Below are 20,398 nucleotides of genomic sequence, written 5' to 3' on the forward strand. Positions count from 1 at the left end.
CGAGTCATCATTATTAACTTACTAATTTTTATTAAATTAATAAAATATACCTAATAACGATGTTATCGGAAAAATAACCCATTGTCAATGCTTTCCTATCCTTCCAAGCGAATTGCCGACACCAAGGACCATACTCCGAATACAAGCAATACAATGCCGGATAGAACGTTAATCCATCGCATAGCCTTCGCGCTCAGAGCCGTCCTGATTATTCCTACCAGACCGGCGAGCAGAAGCCACCACAAGACGGAGCCAAGGAAGATTCCTAGCACTAGCAGGAGCGAGTCCCCTGTTGTTGCTTGCGCGGAATGCTGGATGCCGGCAAAGATAGCCGCAAACGATAAGATCGTCATCGGGTTGGTTAAAGTCAGAAGGAATGTTGTCAAATAAGCTCTCGCCAGTCCGTTATTTAATTGAAGCTCTTTCCCGCTGTTCGGCAAAGCCCGGACCGATTGATAACCTAAGTAACATAGAAACAATCCCCCAATTAATTGGATCCACATGCGCTGGTCAACCAGTAAATTCGTTAATGCCGTAAATCCAACGGCCGCAATGAGCCCGTATACGGCATCCGCGGAAGCCGCTCCCAGCCCGGATAAAACGCCATACCAACGGCCCTGGTTGATCGTTCTTTTCATGCATAACACGCCAATCGGCCCCACCGGTGCTGCAATTGACAATCCTACAAGGACCCCGCTCCACATACTCATGATGACTGTTCCTCTCTTGTTTTACAGGGTTATCTTCATTAGAATTCCTGCAATCTCAATGTCTTCCTCATTCTTTAACGCTTTTAAGTCGTATGGTTTAAACCCGAATTGATTGTACATAAGCAGAGCTTTTGTGTTCGTGCTATGGCAGATCAAATTCAATTCCCGTAGTCCAAGTTCCTCTTTAGCCCGATTCAGCATCGTTTGGATTAAGAACCTGGCCGCCCCAATACGGCGGAATTGCGAGCTGATGATCACATTGCCGAGCCATCCGCTGTTGCCTTCGTCTATATCGTATAAATTGGAGTACCCGGCCGGCTCGCCGTTATATTCAATTACCGTTGGCACTCTTCTGGTTAACGACACCTCGTATAGCTGTTCCGGATCGATCGGAAACGTTCCTTTCGGAAACATATAAAAGGCTTCCGAGGCATTGGCAGGAAAAGCGGCAATTCTCTTAAAATCTTCTTGCGTGCTGTCGCGAAACGTAAGCAAGACAATACCCCCTTTAATAATCCCAAAGCATTCCTATTATAGCATTGTTTTTTCTGGCCGGATAAATAAAGAAGCAAGGGCATACGTATGCCCTTGCTTCTTTATTTCGGTACCCCTTTTTAAAACGGAGTTGCAATTCTTTCAATACTGTCTTGCAAATAAGTAATCTTTGACGCAGTTATTTAATCTGCTCATTTATTGCTTTCAGCGACAGGTTGCTTGTAATTAAATGCACGCATAGCCACAACAACAGCCATTTCACGGGTTACGTTAGCATGAGGGTCAAACTTGCCGTTTGCCCCTTGCATTAAGCTGCTTTGAACAACTGTACTTATATCTCCTTGCGCCCAAACAGATGCATTCTGGAGATCTTTAATATCAGTAGCCGATTGTGAATTTTTAATCCCCAGCGCACGTACGATTGTTACCGCCATCTCTTCCCGAGTAATACTTTCGTTTGGATAAAAATGCTGCTGATAACCATTCATATAACCAGCCGTCGCAATCGCATTAACATATGGCGCATACCAACTTTTTGCGTTCACGTCAGTAAATCCAGTCGCGGGAGTTGTTATTGGCAGCCCAATAACGGATACGAGCATTTTGGCAAACTCAGCTCTTGTAACGGAGTCCTTCGGATGGAACTTGCTGCCGCTGCCCTGAACAAAACCATGCTTTATCGCATCGGTAATAGATTGGAGTGCCCAAGTAGAGATAGAGTCCGCATCACTAAACAGCTTCTTCAAATCAACGGTTTGATCTGTCCCACTGCCGGAGTTTCCTTCTTCTTCGCCACCGTTACCGATTGGATTGGAACCATTGTCTCCATTCCCTAGGTTTTCTCCTTCAAGATCAAGACCGAGATTGGTTGTATAGCGCCATTGGATGACATCCCCATCCTTTAGTACGTACTGACTGGCACCATAACCCGGGTATATACCATTTACGTTATACTTCCACCCACTTCCATCGCCGTGATCAAACTCACCGTCACCGGCAATTGACTTCACATAAACACTGTTATAGTCAGCGTAGAATTCATAATCATAAGCGATATGTTGGCTATCTAGTGTTCTTTTAAACAGTGACCAAACAGTATCACCATCACGCAGTTCAAGACTAGTAACCGGTACGACATACCCTTTATTAATCGTAAGCTTATCTACGGAAAAGGTTACATGCTTCGTCGGCTGCGGATTTGTTCCTCCACCGGGCGTACTGCCGCTGTTACTTTGAAGCGTATAAACGACATAGTCCGTAAAATGCTTGGTTTTTACAATCAGATCATTCCCGCTATAAAACGCATACTCACTCTTTCCGCTGGCCGTACCTGCTGCATCGCTGGCAAATATGTCAATGGCATGAGAGACTCCATTTTCAATATAAGCAGCATCCTTGCCTTTCAAGCCTGCAAATGTCAGAGTAATGAATTGGTCAAAGGTTACTCTTCCAATTCCACCGCCAAATGTAACGGCTTGATTGATCCCTTCCAATGTTTTACCAGCTGCAATAACTTCCTTAATCTTGTTGCTTAACGAAGAGTCCGAGGTATCTTGCGTTGTTATTAATTCGATTAAAGGAGAATCTGCGCTTACAATCTGAGCCCCTTTAGGAATAACAATAGATACATTCCCTTTAACGGCCTCGATTTTAGGTAAGTTTTGACCAGTTGCAAGATTTGTATAGATCTTGGATTGACTGGATTCAGGGATTTCAATTTTAATTTCTTTATCCGCATTGACATTTGTCAAAGGAATCAGATAATCCTTATTGTCAATCGGAACCACGATTCTAGGCTGGTCTCCAGCAGGTACGGACAGTTCATTGGATGTGAATCCGGACTGAACCTCAAATGATTTTGTCGTATGAACAACTGTAGGCGCACTGTTGGCTGTATAACCGGATACCGAAACGGTATAGCTACCTGCCTGCAAGTGGCCAAATGCTGCCTTTCCGGCCGAATCTGTCTTCTTGGTGGCAATTAGTTGTCCCTTTGCACTATATATGGAAACATCAACACCACCAGCAGCGACAGGTACAAGGCCAAACGTGCTATAATCCATCTCCGTTTTGTTAACAAGAACCGTAAACGGAACATCTTCGTATAGCGTATTCCCTTTTTGAGGTGTAACGGTTACCGAATCAATCGGCATCGTCATCCAGTTATTGTAATAGAAGATGACTTCATCCGACGGTGAAAGAACAAGTTGATCCATCGATCCATTTGAGGAAGTAAACCATTTGTTGCCCCGATGAATCGCGAAATCCCAAAATCCATTATCGTCTGTTCCGAAATAACCGGATTGGATGCTTTGAATCGTTAGACCAAGTACGCCCCAAGACATCGTTTTCTCTACATCAAGATCATTTGCAGCAGCAAATACTTCAAGTGCACCAAGCGGTGTCGAAGCTTTCGCACTTCCTGCAGCGATACGATTTTCTGGACCTTCAATTGTTATTGAAACGTCTGAGGAAGGTACAGCCTCATAACCAGGCAAAGGATTCGTAAAATCGTATAAACGTTCATGGTTACCTTCTTTAAATAGCTTGTAGGCATCCAGTGCCTGAAGAGCTTGTTCTGTCGCCATACCATTAGACGTCAGCTCAACCGTATGGGAGAAGGTTCCGTCCGGCAGTCGGAATTGTAGCAGTTTGTCGAGCAGATTAACGCCGTTTTTAGTAAAATCTGCACCTGTCGGGTCTATATGGTTAGAAGTTAAAGCAATGATTGTCTGCGCAACACTTTCGCTGTTATCAACGCCCCAAGACAAATACCCGCCATTCTCCTGCTGGTTCTCGGACAGCCAGGTAATAGCTTTATCAAAAGCACTTGCGTCAATGACAGCTTGATTATTGTGATAAGGCGCAAGTGCCGTCAGCACCATTGCGGTCATATCAGGATCGCTGGAACCGCCGCTTAATGAGAATCCTCCGTCTTCGTTTTGCTTGGATAGAACCTGCTGAATTAACTTCTCTCTCGTCCATTCACTGTCAGCAGAAATGGAATAATTTCCGGAATCAAGAGCAATAAGGGCAAATATTGGACCATTCAGTCCTTGTGCCGTCATCCCCGTATGATTCGTAAGTTTATCAAGCAGATTAATTCCCGCTGCATCCGATACATCTTGACCTGCAACTGTTAGTCCCAGAATTGTCCGTTCCAGATCCGTTACAAGATCGAAATTCCCTTGGCTATACTTGACGTTATTAATTAAATGCTGAACGTAAGTTTCAGGAAGTTTTTGATTCGCTCGGGCAAGTCCGATAGCGCTCCAGTCCGTACCTACCCTGGTGGCGCTGTTCTTGAAATACTCAGAAGCTGAATTAATATATTTATCAAGATCGTCTAGAGATGGCCCGTTACCTTCAGGCTGTTCAGGAGTTTTCGGATCCGCAAGCTTGATGCGTTTCCAAACGCTATCCCCAGTAATGAGATCTCCAAGAGCTATGATAGCTTGATACGAAGCTAAATTATTAACTGTACCTTGTTTAAGTTGATATACGAAACCGCCGTTTTTTATTTGATAACGGGACAATGCATCAATCGGTGTTTTGCCATCGACTGTCCATTTGGAGCTTGTAATATCTTCTCCAGCAGCGACTAGTCCAGATATGACTGTAGCATCGGTATTACTATTGTCATTCCCCCACCCGGCAACAAAGTTTCCTGTCTGAAACTGCTTCGAGTGGATAAAATTAATAGCCTTTGTCATGGCCGCTTCTACGCCGTCAATTTCTTTGGAGCCGCTAAATGCGATAAGAGCCATACCCGTTGTGTCCAAATCATTGAAAAATGCGCCGCTTGCCGCCTGCATGCTGATTAACTTTTTAACAGCTGCTTCTTTTTTATAAGGAACGGTAGGATTTGTTCCGTTGTAAATCTTGTCTGCATTAGCTGCATTTAAGGCAATAATAGCCCACATTTGCTGATTGCTTAGAGAAGAATACGTCCCATCTTCACCTTGCTTAGTGGTGACTAATTCTTCAATTAGGTTTTGGCCGCTTGGCGTTTGATACGGATTCATTCCGGCACTGATCATGCCAAGAATAAACCCGGCGTAATCGGTTGGCTGCGAAGCCTTTATCTTCCCGGAATAATCAGGGATATTGTAACCATTTACAGAACCCCAACCGCCGAATACAGCTCCAATGTCCCACCATGAAGCCAGGGATTTCTCTTTATAAACATCGTAATAGTACTGTGCCTGATGAAGCATATAAGCTGCACTTACCTTATCCGTAGAAGCAATAACCCTTACATTGAAATTCTTCTCCAGGCTTACTTCGCCTTTTGAGATTGTAGCTGTCAGAGTTACCTGTTTGTTCAGCTCAGGAAACAGCGGACGAGTTACACCCCCGCTAGAGTCGATTGCAGCATCATCGGATGACCACGAAATGCTTGATCCGTTTTGACCTATGGTTGGCAAATTAAGATTCGAAGTGATGTAACTTGTATCACCAAGCGACAACGTTTTGTAATCGTTGTTAACAATCGTTTGATCGTCATTCGAGTCCTCTGCGGCAAATGCTTGATTCAATTGGCCCCAGCCCATGCCTTGCGACGATAACAAAATCGTTAATACCATAAATAGTGCGATTAATGATTTGAATCTTTTTGGATAATTCATACTATTAAACCTTCTTTCTTTTCTTCAAAGTGTAAATATTAATCTATCAAGCCATATTTCACTTTTATCCGGTCCAGCTTTTCCAGCATCGGGTTAGCAAACAACAGCAAAAATATGATGGTTGCAGCGCCATGGATCATGTCAAATGGTACCCCTCTGGCACATGCAACTATGATCATTTCAAGAGTTATTTTGTTCTGCGTCATAAGAACCGACGAGATATTCATAATTGTCCCGTAAATGGCAAACGTCGTAAGACCTCCAAACAGGCAAAGCGCGATTCTGTTTCTGCGGAGCAAGCCTTTTTTGAACAATACACCAGCCAGGAAACCTATTATCCCAAACGAAAACATTTGCCACGGCGTCCATGGTCCTTGTCCAAAATAGTAATTTGATACGAATCCAGTGACCGCCCCAACCAGAAAGCCCGCTTCAGCTCCAAACGCCACGCCGGACAAGATAACGATGGCTACAACCGGCTTGAATTGAGGGATCATAAAGAACGCCACACGTCCCGCTACTCCTATACCGCATAATACCGCTAGAGTTACGAGTTCCTTGGCCTGCGGTTTTCTCCCCTCGTAAATTAACGCAAACGGCAGAAGCGTTTCTAGTATGACTAGCAGCGAAATAAAATAATATTTTCTGTCGTCTAAATAATAGATTCCAAACCAGATCGTTAGCGGAATGAGAAGCAAAATCATCAGCATTGCCGACAAAGTCCGCATTGTGAGCATTCGATGCTCAACCGGCATTTGCTCAGGCGTGACAGATAACTGAGAAACAGCAGGTTTCGTTATTGGCAGCGGATGAATGAATTTTAGTCCTTCTTCATGGCTCATTCTGTCTTCCCTCTCTCCGCCAAAGGCTTGCACAATATCCTCGGCCGTGACTGCCAAAGGGATAAGATCACGAGCCATTCGATTCGCAGAAGTCGTATAGAATCGGTTTCCCGAGAAAAATTCGCGCGGTTTGCCTTCCGATACCATGACCCCATCGAAAAACATGGAACATCGGTCAGCATAGCTTGCGCAAAAATCTATATCGTGACTGACCATAACAATGGTTGTGCCTTGCATCTTTAGTCTCTGCAATATTTCTGCAAGCTTTATCTTATACCCGGCATCTAGTCCTTTTGTAGGTTCGTCCAGAAGCAGAATGGTTGGTTCTAGCAACAGTACTTTGGCTAATGCTGCCCGCTGCTGCTCTCCTCCCGATAAATCATATGGATGTCGACTAAGTAGTCCCTGCAGCTCACATAATTCAGCAGTGGATTGAATTCGCTCCCGAATTATCTCTTTATCCAGTTTACGGCCTGACAATAGATCAAGGAGATCCTTCTCGACGGTTTTGCCAACGAATATAGCTTGCGGGTTTTGAGGGAGTACTCCAAGCAGACCGTTGTACTTTTCAGCATCTGAATACTTGTCGATTGGCTTGCCATGAAGCTTGATTTTCCCGCGGTACGGTTTGCGAATCCCTGCAATTAAGGAGATTGCCGTTGTCTTTCCTGTCCCGTTACCGCCAACAATCGCATGAATCTCACCGGGATAGGATTTTAAGCACAAACCTTTTAAGATGTCATCAGCATCCTTCTCATACTTGAACCATACTTCTTCAAGCTCAATCGAGGGCTTGCCAAGAGAAGTTTCCTTCTCCGATAACAGCTCCTTTGTAAAAGAAAGCCCCTCTGACAGCCTGTGCAGGAAATCTCGTCCCTCCCTTACGGTAACCGGACATTCAAGTGCATTATGAATTCCTGCATAAACTCGCATCGGCGTAGGCATCGCATAAAACATGTCATGTCGCTGCTCGCGTAGCTGCTGACCTACTTCTTTAGGTAGACCCATGGCAGCGATCTCGCCTTTATCCATAACGAACACCCTGTCGGACATCGGCAAAGCCTCTTCCAACCGGTGTTCGGTAAGGATAATGGTGACGCCTAGTTCACGATTGATTTTTCCCAGCGTACTGAGGAATTCCGTTGCCGCGATTGGATCGAGTTGGCTTGTTGGCTCATCAAGCAAGAGCACCTGCGGCTGCATAACCATGACCGACGCAAGATTTAATAGCTGCTTTTGCCCACCGGACAACTCGGTTACCTCCTTATGAAACCATTCCTGGATACCGAAAAAACTGGCTGTTTCAGCTACTCGCCTGCGAATTTCCGAGGAATTGAAGCCTAAACTCTCCAGTCCGAAGGCCAGCTCGTGCCAAACTTTGTCCGTCACAATCTGATTGTCCGGAGACTGAAGGACATACCCGATTTCCGCAATTTGTACGCGACGCTCGACTTCTTCAATTGGCGTACCTCTATATCTAATCTGCCCGCTCCTCTTGCCGTGTGGTGACAACTCCATCTTTAGGTGCCTGAGTAGCGTCGATTTTCCACAGCCGGATTTGCCGCATAATGTAATGAATTCACCTTCACGAATGGAAAAAGTAACTTCTCTGATGGCTAATTGATCTGAACCTGGGTAAGAAAAGGTCAAACGTTCGATTGAGAATACTTCCACCGAATCCCCTCCCGAACATTGATGACTAATGGAATCGAACATAACAATGCGTATGCTAGAAATACGCTTGCGTTATAAACGGATATCTCTGTTCCTCGCATAGAAGGAAAGTAACGAAAATACATGGCATTTGAATAGGAGCCAAATAGGGTATATCCTCCCACAGTAGCGATGGCAAGCAGAGCAGAACGATCACGGCGTTCGAACCTGAACAATGAGAAAGCCGTTCTCCTTTTTAAGCCGTAACCGCGGCTCCTCATGGACGCTGCCGTTTCCACCGCATTTTCCAGCATCCAAGTTGTCATAATGGATAAAATGCGTGTACCGTTACGGATTCTCGCCAGTATACTGCCATTAAAGACATCTCGCCCGATACAACGCTGAGCTGACGATACGACAGCAAGCTGTGTCTTAAATTTGGGGACTAATCTTAAAACCATTGATAGCACTAGCGACAGAGCTGGAATAATCCTGCCGAATAAATAGATGAATTTATCCGAAGTCATAATGGCGTTATAACAGGAAAACCAGCAAATCACCGAAATAAACATCGTGGCCGAAGCAATACCGTAAGTAATGGACTCTAATGTTAAAGGATTACCGCTGGGCAAATAGTCAAGAATCGTGATGCCTTCATGATTAAACGCCGGATTAATCAACGCCGTTACGATCAGTATTGGAATCATATAAAGAAGATTAAATTTGATGGCTCTCTTCCCGTTTAAATAGATCGAGTAAAGAAAGGAAAAAAGGATTGAAATCACAAGGCATACCGGGTGCATAAATACCATCGAACAACCTATGATGAGTGCAAAATAAGCAAAATTAACGATAGGATGAAATTCGGAAAAGGAGTCCTTCATGAAGCATCATTTCCCGCGGCGTTATACGTATCTCCTACATCTCGGCCTAAATCGCAAGTATACACCCACTCTATGACGTCACCTTGTTTCAACTTATAACGGCTGCTTCCGTAGTTCGGAAACCATCCGTCTACTTTGTACATCCATCCTGACAATTCACCGCAATCGAATTCATAAAGATTGTTAATGCCCTCGATGTAAGCGGAATTGTACATAGGTGTATTCTCAAACTCCAGATGAATCTTGTGTTTCTTCATTTCTCTCTGCAATACATTGAATACGGACTCGCCCTCGTAAAAAGTCACTTCCTGCTTCGCGAAAATAATGCCGTCTTTGGGTACCAGTTCAAGCTTCTCCGGGTCAAGCTTATCCAAATTGTCCAGAATCGTCTCAACGCTTACGGAAAGATAGGCGGTCATTTTCTTGTCTGTTACGACAGCATCCTGCGGTTCTTCCGGTAGAGGCTTCCCGGAAGGCACAGGATCGGTCAAATATAGATCCTTGCCAGTCTCGGGATTAACCGACATCGACGGTTCAGGCGATTTAGTAGAAACAGGTTGCAGCGGTTTTTTAGTCGGATTAACGTCTTTTTCCGGTTTAACAGTTTGTTGATCCGAATCTTTAGACTCCGGCGTAGGCGTAAGCGATGGCTCCGGAGTTATTAAAGCGTCCGGCGAGTTCGACGGTTCAGCTTCGGCAGAAGGCTGAACCGTTGCTTCTTGTTGCATGCTACTTTCAGGATTGGCCGTTTCCTCTGCTTTATTATCCGGCGTCGGATCTGCTGAGACGTTAACGGCATCTTCCATAGCAGTACCCGATAGTTTTTCATGATTACCGGGAGATCCGATTCCAAAGTAAGCAATAATCAGAACGGCAACGATAAAGACTGACGCAATAATTTTGTTTTTTGTAAGCTTCATCTTATCGTTCCTTTATAACAGTTTGGAGGCATCAAGCAAGCGATATAGCATCTCTGCAATTTCCGCACGCTTCACAGCGACCGTAGGCTCAATATTAAGGGCCTCCTGCGACAAAATATTTTCGCGGTAATTAAACGCTAACGCATCGCGAGCCCAAGCTGAAGTCTTAGTGTAATCCCCGAATTGCGCCAACTTATCTCTTGTTTCAGCTGCTGTCATCACCGTATCCATTCCAGCTAATTTGGCCGCATTCGCGATCATCACGGCAGCTTCCTGTCTTGTAATTGTGCTGTTAGGGGAAAACCTCGTTGCCGATGTGCCATTCACTATTCCGTAAGTATTGGCCGTCCCGATATAGCCCGAGTACCAGGTACCGCTGAGTACATCCGTGAATTTTGTTGTTGCTTTTGGAGTAAGCCCAAGTCCTTTCGTTACGATTGTCGCAAACTCTGCGCGGGTCATCGTTTGGTTTGGAGCAAATTTATCCGACGTCAATCCATTAATGATTCCCCGTGATGCAAGCGCCTCGATAGCCTTCTTGTTAGGGCTTGCCGAGATATCACTAAACGTTCTTGTGGAAAGCAAAGGCATTTTTATAACGTCTTTATGTTTATTAGGTAGGCCAATCGTATTACTCGAATTCGAAGGCGTCTTCCTAGTTATGTCAGACATTCTGTATAGACTTGTTTTTCCTTCGGAAACCCTCTGCGCATCTACTATTCCATAAAAAGCCTGTTCCGTAGACATGCCGGTCACCCCACCGCCATCCGTTGTGTGCTGAAACCCGTTTCCTTTGCCATAATACGTCAGCAGGTCGTCCACAATCGTATGTCCATTTTTCACAAACCGACTGTCGTTAACGGATATCCCCAGCTCGCAAAGCGCTACCAGCACTTGAACGGAGCTTTCGGAATTTTTGACACCCCAGCTGGAATACCCCCCCGAGCCATCTTGCATTTTGGATAAACGTTCGAGTGCTTTATCGGTAGCAGCTTTTACATTATTTCGATCCTGATACTTGGCTAGTGCTTGCAGTGCCATTCCCGTAAGATCAGCATCTGCACTATCGCCTGTTAAAGCAAAACCGCCATCCTTGAACTGTCTTGCCAGTATGTAGTCAATGTACATCTCTCTTGTCGCTTGCACCTTTGCTGAAATGTTTCTCGGAATCTCGTAGTTTCCGCTGTCCAATGCAATAAGCGCAAAGATCGGTCCATTAATTCCTTGCCAGATCGTCTTTTCAAAATCTCCAAGCGGCGTTAGCAGATTATAGCCGGCTACATTGGTCGGATCCGCGCCGATTGCCGTCAGCGCTAAAATTACTCTGGAATATTCGGTATACTTTTTGTCATGAAGATTGCCTTTCAACTGGGTGACATACTTCTCGACCGTCTCATAATAATCGTCAAAATAGCTTTGCGGCACGTTATACTCCGATCGTGCCAGACCAATAACAGCCCATTCTCCCCCAATAGATCCAACCTCCGGGCGATCCACGGTCTGTTGTAAATAGGCCGCCGTATCCTTAACGACGTTATCTATCTCTAGCGGAGTTGCTGCCGAGACTGGACCGATGCTTAATAAATTGAATACCAGACTAAGAATGAGGACCGCGGCAAGAGAAAACGATTTAAGAGATTTATTGCTCATGTAATCACCACCTGCGATAATATTAATTCCCGTTTCTTTCGACTAAAAAAGACACAGCAAAAAACCCTCCAACTCGTGAAAGTTGAAGGGCTTGGTCAAGTAAACATGTCAAAATAAGCATGCATAATGAACACCCTCCTATCGCTCGTAGAATTGCGGTGTAAAAAAGAATCAGGCAGGTATTCTGGCTCGAGCGTCAATGCCTATGCACCCTTCCCGGTTGCCCAGTGGATATGCGCATAAACTCGTCTCTTACAGCGGCGGGACCGCGTGGGATTCTCACCCAACTTCCCTTTTAACCAATCCAATACCATCGCCTTAACCGGCGGAAGGTATCATTGGCACCTGATACTTATCTCGTATTCAATTTGCTTGCTCATCATAACGAATATTCTTCGTTTTGTCATGCTAAATTTTTCAATTCTATAGGCCTATTCTCTCAGCTGATCTCCGTGAAAGACCCGCAAAATAAACTCCCGGTCGGGTACATCCAGCTTTTCGTAGGAAGCAAGGAATGCCGAATTATCATATTCTGCCTCCTGCAGTTGCACCTCAAAACCCTGTTCGCTCACCGTAACGATCGCGTACCTCGCGGTAGACTTATTGTTACAGCCAAGGGAACCTGGATTCACAAACGTTTGTCTTTTGCTGACGAAATAATGTACCGGATGATGATGTCCGAATCCGATCAATGCGTCTTCGCAACCATTGAACAGCTTTTCCAGATTGGATAGGCTTGGCTCAACGATTGGGCTAAACGGATCTTTGCTAATCGGATCGTTAAACTTGTCAGGCGCAATATGATAATGGGTAAAAAGCATCCTTCTGCCGTACGCTTCGGTCCGGATCATGCGAGGCATTCGTTCCAGCAGCGGGACAAACGACTTGTCCATTCTTTCCGCAATCCACCTATGATGCCGTTCCGAATGGTAATGGCTTTCCGGATAAGCTTCACCCTTGATAATCGCGAGCACGGCTTCATCGTGATTGCCGGACACAAAAGATACATCCTTCCTGGAGAAAAGCGCATGAAGCACTTCATTCGTATCCGGTCCGATACCGATCATGTCCCCCAAGCAATAGATGGAGTCGATCTGTTGCAAAGTGTCGATCTCATGAAGGGCCGCTTTTAACGCAGGCATATTGCCATGGATATCCGTTATTAACGCAAACCTCTTGTTCATGCTCTCCACCCTTCCTGCTCGTTAGGCCGGCTTATTCCTTCGTGATGCTCCGGATCGAACCGTCTGCGGAGCCTACGATAACAAGGCTTGCCATATGGATAAACAATCCGTTGTCCACAACGCCGGGAATCCGGTTCAGGTCATCATGAAGCGCTTCCGGATCCGCAATAGCCCCAAACTCGCAATCCGCAATATAGTTGCCGTTATCAGTCACATACAGCTCATCGCCATTCTTGCGAAGCTTCGGTTCGCAGCCCAGCTTGCGAAGCTTCTTCACCGTCAGCTCGAACGCAAACGGAACAATTTCGACCGGCAGCGGGAATATGCCGAGCTGCTTCACGTCCTTGCTCTCGTCCACGATAATAATCAGCTGCTTGCTTGCAGCCGCTACAATCTTCTCGCGGAGCAGAGCGCCGCCTCCGCCTTTGATTAAGTGCAGGGCAGGATCTACTTCATCCGCCCCGTCAATCGTCAAATCAAGCACGTCGACATCGGCAAACGGCATCATCGGAATGCCAAGTTCTTTCGCCAGCTGCTCGGATTGAACCGAAGTCGCGACCGCTTGGATGGATAACCCTTCTTCTTTCACCCGGCGGCCAATTGCTTGAATCGCCCAATAGGCGGTAGAGCCCGTTCCAAGTCCTACTTTCATCCCGTCTTTAACGAGTTCAACTGCTTTTTCTGCTGCAATACGTTTCGATTCCATGAGATCACCTTATTTATTTAGAATTTGTGCAAAGGATTTAATATTTAGTATAACAAAGCTATGAATGTTAGGAAATATAGGGCAGGTTTATATTCTTTATTAAATAAAAGGCACATTCCTGCTCGATCCGAGCGGGAATGTGCCTTTACGCATTATTTCTTTTCTTTAAATAAACCATGCCGATATCGGGCAAGCTTTGTACACAGCCCTTCTTAACAATCTTATACCGCGAAGATATGATTGCCGATGTGAACGATTTGCTTGCGGGACCAGATCCACTTCGACGTAGCCGTCTTCGGATTAAAATAATACAACGCGCCTTGCGAAGGATCGTTGCCGCCAAGCGCATCAAGCGCGGCTTTGTAAGCAGTAGAGTCCGGCTTCAACTTGTATTGGCCGTCATCCACCGCCGTAAATGCGCCGGATTGTTCGATGACGCCTTTAATGGTTTTCGGGAAGCCGTCAGCATCAAGACGATTTAATACAACCGCCGCAACGGCAACCTGGCCCTTGTAGGACTCTCCGCGCGCTTCCGCATAAACGATACGTGCCAGAAGATCGAGCTCTTCCTGATTTGCAGAGACCTTTTTCAGCTCGGTCCAGGTTTTTTCCTCCGCTACACCATCCGGTTTAAGTCCGTAATCCGCTTGGAATTTACGAACGGCCTCTTCTGTCATTTTGCCGTAAAACGTCGTAATCGCCGTATTATCGAAATAGCCCATCGTCTTCAGACGGAACTGTAAATCCGGCACATCCGGACCGTAGCTGCCATAGCTGAGCGTAGCGGGCGCCGCTGCTTTCGCAGCCTGAAGCGGCATGGCGACCGTCATCATAAATGCTAGAATAATGGAAATACTATATTTATAAATTTGATTATTAATCAACATTAATACTCCTCTCATTTTATTAATATTTGTATAAATCATTAATTGGAATAATTTTGTTATGCAACGGCAGGTTTTTAACGAGTTTAACATACAAAAAAAATTATAGTAACCCAAATACATTAATTACATTTATTTGCTAAGCTAACTTTTTCCTTACGCTTGGATCGTTCCGATTGTCCCCTATCGCTTGAATTGGTACAATATAGGAAGATTCGAAGCGAGGTGAACAGCATTGAATGTGATCAAAATCAAGGATCGGCAGGAGCTCGACCGGCGTGTTCCGATGATGCCCTGGTATGTGGAGAAATTTATCAACTATAAGCTTCCCGACCTCTCTCCCTCTTCATTGCTGGAGTATGTCAGAGATTACGAGACATTTATGGGATGGCTGATTGCGGAAGGATTATCGAGCGCGGAAAAGGTGAAGGATGTCCAGCTTATCGAGCTTGAACGACTGCATATGGACAGCATTGATTCCTTTCGGATGTTCCTTGCCACCAATCCGAACCATAGCAATACCAGAACGACCATTACGCGCAAGCTGTCGTCTCTAAGGTCGCTCTTTCATTACTTAAGCCAGATCGCCGAGGATGAGGAGTTCTATCCGCTGCTGAAGCGGAACGTGATGGCCAAGGTCTCGATCAAGCGGACGCATAAGCCGAAAGACACGGCGGCCAAGCTGGAAGGCAAGCTGCTGCAGGAAGAAGAAATTCACGAATTTCTGGCCTATATTCATGCCGATTACGAGAAGGATGTTGCGGAGAACAAGCAGGCGTTATATTCCTATCAATTGAATCGAACCAGAGACAGCTGTATTATCAGTCTCATTCTTCATTCCGGCCTTCGCGTCTCCGAAATCGTCAATCTCAATACCGATGACATTGACGTGAAAAAGAAGCTCGCCTATGTTTACCGAAAAGGCAAGAATGACGACACGTTCAAGACTCCCGTCTATTTCCGCCAGGAGGCGGTTGATGATTTAACGGCCTATTTGCAAATGAGGGACTCTCATTACAAAGCGCCTAAACGCGAAAAAGCCCTCTTCCTTGCCATTGCTAACGGCAAAAAAGAAGGCTCTCGAATGACCAAACGCGCCATTCAGGAAATGGTAATCAAATATGCGAAGCGATTCGGCAAGCCTTACTTAAGCGTACATAAGCTTCGCCATTCGTTCGCAACCGATTATTACCTGCGTAACGATATTTATATGACCCAGGAGCAGCTTGGGCACGCCTCTCCCGAGACGACCCAAATCTACGCCCATCTTACGGATAAAACGATGGCAGAAGCGATCGACCGGATTAAACAAGCAAGCGAAGCCGCGAATTAAAATTAAGCTTCGACTTGCGTTAACACGGCCTCCTGCATGTTAAGCTGCGTATTCACCAGCTTCGCGTACAGACCGCCATGCTTCATCAATTCATTATGCGAGCCTTGCTCCGCGATTCGTCCGTCCTGGACAACAAGAATAAGATCCGCGTCGCGTACCGTCGAGAGACGGTGCGCGATAATAAAGGCGGTGCGCCCGTTCAGCAAAGTCTCCAGCGCTTCCTGGATATGCTGCTCCGTTTCGGTATCTACGCTTGAGGTGGCCTCATCCAGAATAAGGATCCGCGGATCGGATAGCAGCACCCTTCCGAACGCAAGCAATTGCCGCTGGCCAACCGACAGCTTTGACCCCCGCTCCTCTACTTCGGTATCATAGCCCTCATTCATTGACGCAACGACACGGTCCAGACGTACGCTTTCCGAGGCTTGAATCATTTGCTCCCTCGTTGCCCCGTCATTGCCATACCGCAGGTTCTGTTCGATTGTTCCCGAGAAAATAAACGAATCCTGGAGTACGATTCCCATTTGTCTACGCAGAGATTCCAGCGTAACGTCTTTGACATCCATTCCGTCAATCGTAACCTTGCCGCCGGTTGCATCATAGAACCGCATAAGCAGATTAACGATTGTACTTTTCCCAGCTCCCGTTGGTCCAACCAGCGCAACGCGCTGCCCTGGACGAACCCGGAAACTTACGCCATGAAGAACATCCGGCTTGGATTCTTCATAGCGGAACGATACGTTCTCGAACGCCACTTCGCCTTGGATCGCCGGCATGCGGCGCGCGTCGGCAGCATCGGTTACCTCGGCATCGGTATCCAGAATTTCAAAGATCCGTTCCGCGGAAGCCATCGCCGACAGCACTTGGCTGTACACCTTGGACAATGCGCTGAGCGGTCCCCAGAAGCGCCATAAATAATTGATGAAGGCCATGACGAAACCGATCGTAAGCGCACCGTCCATGACTTGTTTGGCTCCGAACCATACGACGATGCAAGTACCGATCATTCCCACCAGTTCGACCAGCGGATATACGGTTGACTCCAGCATAATGGCGCGCATGAAGGCCTGCTTGTTCCGGAAGTTGATCCCTTCGAACCTTGCGCTGTTCTTATGCTGGCGCGAGAACGCCTGAACAACGCGGATGCCTTGAATCGTTTCGTTCAAATGTCCGTTAATGGCCGACATCGTCTTGCGCGAACGGGTCCATGCGCCTTCGATTCTCGGACGCAGCCGATTTACGATAAGATACAGAAGCGGCATCATAATGAAGGACAGAAGAGCCAGCTTCCAGTCCATCCAGAGCAGAATCGCCACGATTCCGACCAGATGCGTTACTTCCATAACGGTTGTTATCAAACCGCCGTTAATCAATTCGCCAATGGCGTTTGTATCATTCGTAATGCGGGACATAATTTTTCCTGCCGGGCGTCCGTCGAAGAAGCGGAAGGACAGCTTCTGCAGATGATTAAACAGCTGCTGGCGAAGATCGTACAAGATGCGCTGGCCGGTAAAGTTAATGTATTTGGTATGTACCCAGCCGCAGCCCCAGCCGATCAGCTTGATGCCTAGCAAGGTAATACCGAACAGATGAATAGCGGTAAAATCCCCTTTTGTAATGCCATCGTCGATCAAATATCCAAGCAGCAGAGGCTCTGCCAGGCTTAAAATCATATTGACAAGGACAACGCCTATAATGAGGGTAAGCGTCTTGCGATATGGCTTTAAATAGCCAAGAAGCCTCTTCATATAGGCGGGATTAAAGGGTTTCTCTTCAATCTCGCTGTCGTCATCCCATTCCACTTGACTCATGTATTCCCCTCCCGTCCGTTAGCGTCCTGCCGCGAGCTTCTGCCGTTCAAACAGCTGACGGAAGAATCCGTTCCGCTCGCTTAATTGTTTATGGGTCCCCTGCTCGATCAGTCGACCTTGTTCCAATACGAGAATGCGGTCGGCATGCTGAATCGAGGACAAACGCTGCGCAATAATGAATGTTGTTCTGCCTTTCATGACTTCAAGCAGCGCTTCGTGGATGGCCGACTCCGTTGCCGTATCCACGCTGGCTGTTGCTTCGTCGAGGACCAGAATCGGCGGATTCATCAGAATCGCTCTCGCAAGAGCTACCCTTTGTCTCTGGCCGCCGGATAGTCCAACGCCCCGCTCGCCAATCAAGGTATCATACCCGTGAGGCATCGTTGTGATAAAATCATGGATTTGCGCTTTTTGAGCCGCGTTCTCGATTTGCTCCATTGTTGCATCCGGATAGCCGTATGCTATGTTGTCCCGAATAGAAGCCGAGAACAGAAACGTCTCCTGCGGTACGATACCCACGCTGCGGCGCAGACCGTCCAAGTCGTAATCGCGAACATCAATCCCGTCGATCTGTACCGTGCCGGAAGAAACGTCGTAGAACCTGGACAGCAGCGCAATCAGGCTGCTTTTCCCCGAGCCGGTTGCGCCTAATACGGCAATGACTTCACCCTGCTCGACCTCGAAGGAAATGCCGCTCAGAATCGGTTGATCCTTCGATTGATCCTGGTCATTAAAGTAGAAGCTTACATTGCGGAAAGAGACCTGCCCTCGCATGCGATCGGTTTGGACTCCGTTCTCCGGCGTTACAATATCGCTAGGCGTATCGAGAACTTCGAATACGCGCGGAGCCGCCTTGATTGCCTGCTGCATAATATTGATCTGCCAGCCCAGCATGTTGAGCGGCCAGATGATTCCCCACGTATACCATTGGAAAGCCATAAAAGTCCCCAGCGTCATCTCTCCGCGAGCCACGTATACCGCTCCCAGCCAGATCATCAGAACAAAGGTTAATCCGCCAAACAATCCCATCAGCGGGAATGCTTTCGCTTCCAATTTTGCGCGGTCCATATTGGTATCAAAGTTTTGTTTGTTCCGCTCGGCGAACTTTTGCTGCTCGACCGCTTCCGTCGCAAACGATTTCACAACTCGGATGCCCGCTATGTTTTCCTGAAGAGTTGTCGTCAGCCGGCCGGTCTGCTCACGGATACTGGACCAGGCAGGACCAACCTTATTGCTGAACCACCATAAAATAAGCAAGATAATCGGAATCGTAACCGTGCTAATCAAGGTCACCTTCCAATTCATCCATAGCATAAAAATCATCGTTCCCACAAAGGTCAATAAACCGGTCAGCAAGCCCATTGCGCCAAAACCAACAAAGTTTTTGACGGCTTCGATATCGCCGGTCATTCGCGACATCAGCTGTCCGGTCTGTGCCTTGTCGTAGTACGAGAAGGATAACCGCTGCAGCTGTGCGTAAAGCTGCTCTCTAAGCATAAACACAACGTTTTGCCCGACAAGCTCCTGGGAATAGCCCTGCACGAACATCCCGGCGCTCTTTAACGCCTGAACCCCGATCAAGAGCAAGGTTAACCATAAAATAAGCGATACATTTTCCTTTTTGATGCCTTCGTCAAAGATCTCGCGCAATATCCACGGCGCCACGAGGTCGAAGATCGTAGCGAACAGCATAACGACTATGGCTGCTGCCGCCCATTTCGCGCTTGGTCTAACGTACGCTAACACCCGCAATAATACTTTCACTGTCTTGTATGCCTCCCCTCTCGCCTGAAAAAAACAAAAAAAGACCCCAAGCCGCAATTAGGCTCGGGATCCTTGCAAAGATGTAAACGCCATTAAACAGATTGTTACCCGCTTATTGGCGTCGCATCGCGAAGGCGGCCTGTACGGCATGCATGGAAAAAACGAACCAGAACAATCATTGCCTGTTGTTGATTCCGCATACCGGACACCCCTTTCCCTTCGGATTTGTATTTCGTGTAATCTGTTCGTATCGTAACAGACGGACTCTCTCTCTTGCAATAGCTGATTTTGTCGAATCGCCATTAATTTTTTAGGAATCGCCGAACTGACTCGTATCCTTAATGGAAATGCCTTCTTCTACCGCAAACTCGAAATCTTCGATATCGTATACCTGGACAGGCACTCTTGCTTCGAGCAGCTTATCTTGAAATTCGAATTGATCGGACAAGAGCGGAATTTGCAGCTTCGAGCTGGTCAGAAGCAGCTCTGTCTCGATCGGATCGAAGTATTCGCCATAATGCGCATTATCTACGGCATGTACAATCGTGAACTGAATCCTGTCGTTTAAGATTAGCGGAGAGCTTTCCCGCCATGGTACCTGCATGGCGCGTTCGATTTTTTTCCGGTTGAGCGGATCCTCGAAAAAGGTAATGAGCTCGCCAATTTTGCTCTTTACATGCGCGTCATCCTCCGGATCATCCATTACCGGCTCTGCCCCGTCTCTCATATCGTACAATTCAAGAATAGATGAATAAGGCACGACGTAATCAATCGGACGGCTCGGAATTAGGAGATGTCCATACGTTGCCACCATAACCGCTTCTATAACAAATCGCCGTCGCATAGTTGCCCCTCCTTCTCTAACCACGGTTCCACATTATTATACAATAATACCTCCCCTGTACAAGATAGCCATTCGCCAAATTTGCATAAA

14 protein-coding genes and 1 riboswitch are annotated in these 20,398 nt (G+C 46.7%); of the genes, 1 reads left to right on the plus strand and 13 read right to left on the minus strand.

Features of this window, described 5'->3' with window-relative positions:
• Positions 1–95: 95 nt before the first annotated feature.
• From PGL01S_RS02795 to PGL01S_RS02840, 10 genes are all read right to left on the minus strand, one after another.
• Positions 96–710, minus strand: a complete 615-nt coding sequence (locus PGL01S_RS02795) for a LysE family translocator (RefSeq protein ID WP_127491165.1) — start codon at positions 708–710, stop codon at positions 96–98.
• A 21-nt stretch (positions 711–731) separates the two neighbouring features.
• A complete protein-coding gene (locus PGL01S_RS02800; RefSeq protein ID WP_127491167.1) occupies positions 732–1,205 on the minus strand; it encodes a GNAT family N-acetyltransferase in 474 nt (157 codons plus the stop codon).
• Positions 1,206–1,396: 191 nt separating this feature from the next.
• A complete protein-coding gene (locus PGL01S_RS02805; protein ID WP_127491169.1) occupies positions 1,397–5,833 on the minus strand; it encodes an S-layer homology domain-containing protein in 4,437 nt (1,478 codons plus the stop codon).
• 38 nt (positions 5,834–5,871) lie between these two features.
• On the minus strand, positions 5,872–8,349 hold the full coding sequence (locus PGL01S_RS02810; protein ID WP_244935491.1) for an ATP-binding cassette domain-containing protein: 2,478 nt from the start codon (positions 8,347–8,349) through the stop codon (positions 5,872–5,874).
• The gene (locus tag PGL01S_RS02815; RefSeq protein WP_127491173.1) at positions 8,322–9,212 is read right to left on the minus strand and encodes an energy-coupling factor transporter transmembrane component T; all 891 of its coding nucleotides are present in this window, start codon (positions 9,210–9,212) and stop codon (positions 8,322–8,324) included. The genes PGL01S_RS02810 and PGL01S_RS02815 overlap by 28 nt, the downstream gene beginning before the upstream one ends.
• Positions 9,209–10,132: a DUF4430 domain-containing protein gene (locus tag PGL01S_RS02820; protein WP_127491175.1), complete on the minus strand. Its 924-nt coding sequence runs from the start codon at positions 10,130–10,132 to the stop codon at positions 9,209–9,211. Before PGL01S_RS02820 ends, PGL01S_RS02815 begins: the two co-directional genes overlap by 4 nt.
• A gap of 12 nt (positions 10,133–10,144) precedes the next feature.
• Positions 10,145–11,782 carry an S-layer homology domain-containing protein gene (locus tag PGL01S_RS02825; protein WP_127491177.1) on the minus strand — a complete coding sequence of 546 codons (1,638 nt, stop codon included), beginning with the start codon at positions 11,780–11,782 and terminating at the stop codon, positions 10,145–10,147.
• 157 nt (positions 11,783–11,939) lie between these two features.
• Positions 11,940–12,118, minus strand: a riboswitch (cobalamin riboswitch).
• Positions 12,119–12,213: 95 nt separating this feature from the next.
• Entirely contained in the window at positions 12,214–12,966 is a 753-nt protein-coding gene (locus PGL01S_RS02830; protein ID WP_127491179.1) for a metallophosphoesterase family protein, read from the minus strand.
• Positions 12,967–12,997: 31 nt separating this feature from the next.
• Positions 12,998–13,672: a ribose-5-phosphate isomerase RpiA gene (gene rpiA, locus PGL01S_RS02835; protein ID WP_127491181.1), complete on the minus strand. Its 675-nt coding sequence runs from the start codon at positions 13,670–13,672 to the stop codon at positions 12,998–13,000.
• Positions 13,673–13,893: 221 nt separating this feature from the next.
• Positions 13,894–14,559, minus strand: a complete 666-nt coding sequence (locus PGL01S_RS02840; RefSeq protein ID WP_127491183.1) for a cell wall hydrolase — start codon at positions 14,557–14,559, stop codon at positions 13,894–13,896.
• Positions 14,560–14,791: 232 nt separating this feature from the next.
• On the opposite strand from PGL01S_RS02840, the gene xerS reads away from it, so the two are divergent.
• Positions 14,792–15,889, plus strand: a complete 1,098-nt coding sequence (gene xerS, locus PGL01S_RS02845; protein ID WP_127491185.1) for a tyrosine recombinase XerS — start codon at positions 14,792–14,794, stop codon at positions 15,887–15,889.
• Between the two features lie 2 nt (positions 15,890–15,891).
• Here xerS and PGL01S_RS02850 read toward each other — a convergent pair whose 3' ends face one another.
• The 3 genes from PGL01S_RS02850 to PGL01S_RS02860 all read right to left on the minus strand — a co-directional run bounded on the left by PGL01S_RS02850 (position 15,892) and on the right by PGL01S_RS02860 (position 20,308).
• Positions 15,892–17,700, minus strand: coding sequence for an ABC transporter ATP-binding protein (locus PGL01S_RS02850; protein ID WP_127491187.1), 1,809 nt, complete (start codon positions 17,698–17,700; stop codon positions 15,892–15,894).
• 18 nt (positions 17,701–17,718) lie between these two features.
• Positions 17,719–19,464, minus strand: a complete 1,746-nt coding sequence (locus tag PGL01S_RS02855; protein ID WP_127491189.1) for an ABC transporter ATP-binding protein — start codon at positions 19,462–19,464, stop codon at positions 17,719–17,721.
• A 310-nt stretch (positions 19,465–19,774) separates the two neighbouring features.
• Positions 19,775–20,308, minus strand: coding sequence for a hypothetical protein (locus tag PGL01S_RS02860; RefSeq protein ID WP_015844274.1), 534 nt, complete (start codon positions 20,306–20,308; stop codon positions 19,775–19,777).
• Positions 20,309–20,398 lie beyond the last annotated feature (90 nt).

It is taken from the genome of Paenibacillus glycanilyticus NBRC 16618, from assembly GCF_004000805.1.
In the GTDB taxonomy this organism is placed as follows: domain Bacteria; phylum Bacillota; class Bacilli; order Paenibacillales; family Paenibacillaceae; genus Pristimantibacillus; species Pristimantibacillus glycanilyticus.

Coding starts and splice junctions, on each gene's coding strand:
- PGL01S_RS02795 (WP_127491165.1), bottom strand. CDS start 710: ATGAGTATGTGGAGCGGGGTCCTTGTAGGATTGTCAATTGCAGCACCG.
- PGL01S_RS02805 (WP_127491169.1), bottom strand. CDS start 5,833: ATGAATTATCCAAAAAGATTCAAATCATTAATCGCACTATTTATGGTA.
- PGL01S_RS02815 (WP_127491173.1), bottom strand. CDS start 9,212: ATGAAGGACTCCTTTTCCGAATTTCATCCTATCGTTAATTTTGCTTAT.
- PGL01S_RS02820 (WP_127491175.1), bottom strand. CDS start 10,132: ATGAAGCTTACAAAAAACAAAATTATTGCGTCAGTCTTTATCGTTGCC.
- PGL01S_RS02825 (WP_127491177.1), bottom strand. CDS start 11,782: ATGAGCAATAAATCTCTTAAATCGTTTTCTCTTGCCGCGGTCCTCATT.
- PGL01S_RS02830 (WP_127491179.1), bottom strand. CDS start 12,966: ATGAACAAGAGGTTTGCGTTAATAACGGATATCCATGGCAATATGCCT.
- rpiA (WP_127491181.1), bottom strand. CDS start 13,672: ATGGAATCGAAACGTATTGCAGCAGAAAAAGCAGTTGAACTCGTTAAA.
- PGL01S_RS02840 (WP_127491183.1), bottom strand. CDS start 14,559: ATGTTGATTAATAATCAAATTTATAAATATAGTATTTCCATTATTCTA.
- PGL01S_RS02850 (WP_127491187.1), bottom strand. CDS start 17,700: ATGAGTCAAGTGGAATGGGATGACGACAGCGAGATTGAAGAGAAACCC.
- PGL01S_RS02860 (WP_015844274.1), bottom strand. CDS start 20,308: ATGCGACGGCGATTTGTTATAGAAGCGGTTATGGTGGCAACGTATGGA.